This window comes from Guyparkeria sp. (assembly GCF_046545975.1).
In the GTDB taxonomy this organism is placed as follows: domain Bacteria; phylum Pseudomonadota; class Gammaproteobacteria; order Halothiobacillales; family Halothiobacillaceae; genus Guyparkeria.
Map to the genome: position 1 here is coordinate 1 of NZ_JBKGYT010000109.1, position 4,702 is coordinate 4,702.

At 64.2% G+C, this 4,702-nt stretch carries 4 protein-coding genes; all 4 read left to right on the forward strand.

The annotated features are described in order from the left end of the window. Positions 1 to 103 precede the first annotated feature (103 nt). Positions 104 to 1,120 carry a substrate-binding domain-containing protein gene (locus ACLFMY_RS08410; protein WP_410764214.1) on the forward strand — a complete coding sequence of 339 codons (1,017 nt, stop codon included), beginning with the start codon at positions 104 to 106 and terminating at the stop codon, positions 1,118 to 1,120. Between the two features lie 234 nt (positions 1,121 to 1,354). Beyond that, entirely contained in the window at positions 1,355 to 2,635 is a 1,281-nt protein-coding gene (gene pstC, locus ACLFMY_RS08415; protein WP_410764215.1) for a phosphate ABC transporter permease subunit PstC, read from the forward strand. 25 nt (positions 2,636 to 2,660) lie between these two features. Beyond that, positions 2,661 to 3,827, forward strand: coding sequence for a phosphate ABC transporter permease PstA (gene pstA, locus ACLFMY_RS08420; RefSeq protein WP_410764216.1), 1,167 nt, complete (start codon positions 2,661 to 2,663; stop codon positions 3,825 to 3,827). Positions 3,828 to 3,888: 61 nt separating this feature from the next. Next, positions 3,889 to 4,702 (forward strand): phosphate ABC transporter ATP-binding protein PstB (pstB, locus tag ACLFMY_RS08425; protein WP_410764217.1); only part of this gene is annotated, 814 nt, incomplete at its 3' end.

Below are 4,702 nucleotides of genomic sequence, written 5' to 3' on the forward strand. Positions count from 1 at the left end.
TGTCATCGAACCGTTGTCACACAGTCATATTCCTGTCATCCACTGCCATCAGGATGCATCCCGCACTCGCGTTGTGTTGCATTTCAACTGAGGTATCACCGTTATGAAACCGATTGCCGTAACCAGCATTGGTCTGGCCGCCGTCATGGCCGCATCCATCAGCACGGCCCACGCCCGTGACCAGATCCGCATCGTCGGCTCGTCCACCGTCTACCCGTTTTCCAGCTACGTCGCCGAAGAGCTGGGCGAGACGACCGACTGGCCGACCCCGGTCATCGAGTCGACCGGTTCCGGCGGTGGCCTGAAACTGTTCTGCGAGACCAACGACATGGACTCGCCGGACATCACCAACGCCTCGCGCCGCATGAAGCCGTCCGAGTTCGATCGTTGCGCGGACAATGGCGTCACCGACATCACCGAGGCCAAGGTCGGCTCCGATGGCATCGCCTTCGCCCAGAGCAACGAGAACGACAGCGTCGGCTTCACCCGCAAGCAGATCGCCATGGCGCTGCTCGAGGAGGTTCCGGTCGACGGTGAGCTGGTCAAGAACCCGCACAAGAAGTGGAGCGACATCGACTCCTCGCTGCCGGACCGCGAAATCCGCGTCTACGGCCCGCCGACCACCTCCGGCACCCGTGACGCCTTCGAGGAGCTGGTCCTCGAGGCCGTGACCAAGGAAATGAAAGAGTACGGCAACAAGGGTTACGCCAACCTGCGCAAGGATGGTGCCTACGTCGATGCCGGCGAGAACGACAACCTGATCGTGCAGAAGCTCGAGAAGGACACCGACGCCTTCGGCATCTTCGGTTACTCGTTCCTTGACGAGAACAGCGACAAGCTGGTCGGCTCGGACATCGACGGTGTCGCCCCGGAGCCGGAGGCCATCAGCAAGGGTGACTACCCGATCGCCCGTTCGCTGTGGTTCTACATCAAGAACAGCCACTCCGACGAAGTTCCGGCCATGGCCGACTACGTCGACCTGTTCATGAGCGACAAGATGACCAGCGATCTCGGCGCCCTCAAGGGCATCGGCCTGATCACGCTGCCGCAGGCTGAACTCGAAGAGTGGCGCAAGAGCGTCGACGACCGGGTCAAGCTGAAGAAGTCCGACCTCGAGTAAGCGAAGGATTCGCTTCCCCAGGGACGGGGGAAGGGACGCCCTCCCATGGAAGGGGAAAGCCGGTGGGTCATCCGCCGGCTTTCTCTTGTCGCAAGCATTCGGCGTTTGATGGACCGAATGCTTGCAACAGGAGCCACATTCTCAATAATGGGCCGCCTGACTATCGCCGCCTGCGCCGACGACCGACCGGATGACCGGTAACGTTCGGCCCTCGACAAGACGGAACACGCTGCCATGCAGACCGACCAGATACTGATGACGTTCTTCGCCGGGGTGCTTGTCCTCGGGGTGCTGGGCTTCTACCTCGGCCGCTCCAAGGCCGCCCGGGTCCGTGCCAGTGGAACGCACATGCATTCGCAGCCGGACCAGTACGCCTGGTTCACCGTGCTCAGTGCCGCCGGCCCGGCGGTGGTGATCGCCATGATCTCCGCGATCGTGCTGGGCGTGTTCGAGAATGCCTTCCCGGGCTGGCTGGCGATCGTCGGTGCCCTCGGGCTGGGTGCCTTCGGCCTGTTCGTCGGCCTGAATCGGGTGCGACCGGAACTGCGTGCTCGCGATTCGCTGGAACGGTCGGTCAAGTGGGTCCTGGCGGGGGCGGCGTCGATCTCGATCCTCGCCACCTTCGGCATCCTGTTCTCGATCGTGTTCGAGGCGATCCGCTTCTTCCAGATGGAGAGCTTCTGGTACTTCATCACCGGGACCACCTGGGCGCCGGGTGATGCCTTCCTCGAAGGGGCCGGGCGCCTGGGCGGCGAACTGGATGGCGAGGATGTCGACGCCGAGGGCAACAATAACTTCGGGGCCGTACCGCTGTTCGCCGGCACCTTCATGATCACCGCGATCGCCATGCTGGTGGCCGTGCCGATCGGCGTCTCGGCGGCGATCTACATGGCCGAGTACGCCCCCGATCGCGTGCGTGACGTCGCCAAGCCGGTGCTCGAGGTGCTCGCCGGCATCCCGACCGTGGTCTACGGCTTCTTCGCCGCGATCACGGTCGCCCCACTGATCGTCTCGGTGGCCGACTCGGTCGGGCTGGATGCCTCGTTCAACAACGCACTGGCACCCGGGATCGTCATGGGGATCATGATCATCCCGTTCATCTCCTCGCTCTCCGACGACGTGATCAGTTCGGTGCCCACCTCCATGCGGGAAGGGTCGCTGGCGCTGGGCACGACCCGCAACGAGACCATTCGCTTCGTGGTGCTGCCGGCGGCCTTGCCGGGCATCATCTCGGCGACCCTGCTGGGCGTCTCGCGGGCGCTGGGCGAGACGATGATCGTGGTGATGGCCGCGGGCATGCGGCCGAACCTCACCGCCAACCCGCTCGAGGACATGACCACGGTGACGGTCAGCATCGTCTCGGCCCTGACCGGCGACAACGAGTTCGAATCGGCCGCGACCCTGTCGGCCTTCGCCCTCGGCCTGGTGCTGTTCGTGGTCACCCTGGCGCTGAACTTCGTCTCGGTCGTGATGATCCGCCGCTTCCGCGAGAAGTACGCGGTCAACAACCTGTAACTCGATTCACCGGAAAGGTCCCGTCATGGCTCAGTCCCTGGACGACATCTCCCGCCAGCTGAAAAAGCGCCATCGCAAGTCCGCTCGAATGAAGTGGCTGTCGATGTCCGCGCTGATCCTGGCGGCCGCCTTCCTGTTCCTGTTTCTGGCCGACATGGTGGTCAAGGGTCTGCCGGCGTTCCAGCAGGCTTACATCGAGATCGAGGTCGACTACAACGAGCGCGCCGCCGACCTGCCGCTCGCGGCGATCGAGGCCGACTACCGCGAACTGGTCAGCCGTGGTTACGTGCGCGTGATTCCGAAGCGGATGTCCGAGGACGAGTCGTTGGCGGGCACCAGCCCGACGGAGTGGGTGCTGGCCGACGACGCCGTCGACCAGTACCTCAAGGGGCGCAAGTCGCGCCTGAACGACTCGGAGATCGAGGTGGTCGACCGGTTGGTCGAGGAAGGTCGTGCCGAGCTGCGCTTCAACACGGTCTTTTTCACCCGGGGGGACTCCAAGCTGCCCGAGATGGCGGGTCTCGCCTCGGCGGCCGTCGGCTCGGTACTGGTGCTGCTGGTCACGCTGGCGTTCGCCTTCCCGGTGGGCGTGATGACGGCGATCTACCTCGAGGAGTTCGCGCCGGACAACCGCCTGACCCGCATCATCGAGACGAACATCAACAACCTCGCGGCCATTCCCTCGATCCTGTTCGGTCTGCTGGGCCTGGCGATCTTCATCAATTTCTTCGGCGCGCCGCGATCCTCGGCGCTGGCCGGTGGTCTGACGCTGGGCCTGATGACCCTGCCGATCATCATCATCTCCTCGCGAGCCGCGCTGCGCGCGGTGCCCGACACGATCCGCCAGGCGGCCTTCGGCGTCGGCGCGACTCGTTGGCAGACGGTGCGCGATCATGTCCTGCCGCTGTCGATGCCCGGCATCTTCACCGGCTCGATCATCGGCTTGGCCCAGGCGCTGGGCGAGACCGCGCCGCTGATCATCATCGGCATGATCGCCTACATCCCGGACGCCCCGACCGGCATTACCGACGCGGCCACGGTATTGCCGGCGCAGATATTCACCTGGGCAGGTGAGCCCGAGGCTGCCTATGTCGAGCGCACCGCCGCAGGCATCCTGGTGCTGCTGTCGGTACTGATCGCGCTCAATGCCACCGCGGTCTATCTGCGCAAGAAATTCGAGCACAAGTGGTAATCCCTGACGTGTTCCCTCGGATCCACTCAATGAACGCCCATCAACGACAGGTACGGCGAGCATGACTACGAAACTCGCATCCCCCGGCAATCCGGTGTCCTTCAACCAGGAAACCACCCACGAGATCGAGCTGACCGTGCGCGATCTCAAGCTCTGGTACGGGGAGAAGCAGGCCCTCAAGGGCATCGACCTGGACATCTACCAGCACAACATCACCGCCCTGATCGGGCCGTCGGGCTGCGGCAAGTCGACGTTCCTGCGCTGCCTGAACCGCATGAACGACCTCATTCCCTCGGTGCGCACCGAGGGCGAGGTGGTGATGGAGGGCAAGAACGTGCTCTCGCAGCAGGTCGACGAGGTCGCCCTGCGCAAGAAGGTGGGCATGGTGTTCCAGAAGCCCAACCCGTTCCCGAAGAGCATCTACGAGAACGTCGCCTACGCGCCGCGGATGCACGACATCGTCTCCAAGGGGCGTGAACAGGACGAGCTGGTCGAGCAGTCGCTGCGCGCCGCCGGCCTGTGGGACGAGGTGAAGGACCAGCTCGACAAGCCGGGCACCTCGCTCTCCGGTGGCCAGCAGCAGCGCCTGTGCATCGCCCGGGCCATTGCGGTGCAGCCCTCCGTGATCCTGATGGACGAGCCCACCTCCGCGCTCGACCCGATCTCCACCGCCACGGTCGAGGAGCTGATGTACGAGCTCAAGCGCGACTACACCATCGTCGTGGTCACCCACAACATGCAGCAGGCCGCGCGCATCGCCGACTACACCGCGTTCTTCCACCTCGGCGAGGTGATCGAGTACAACGACACCGCGACCATGTTCTCCACCCCGGACAAGCAGAAGACCGAGGACTACATCACGGGACGGTACGGCT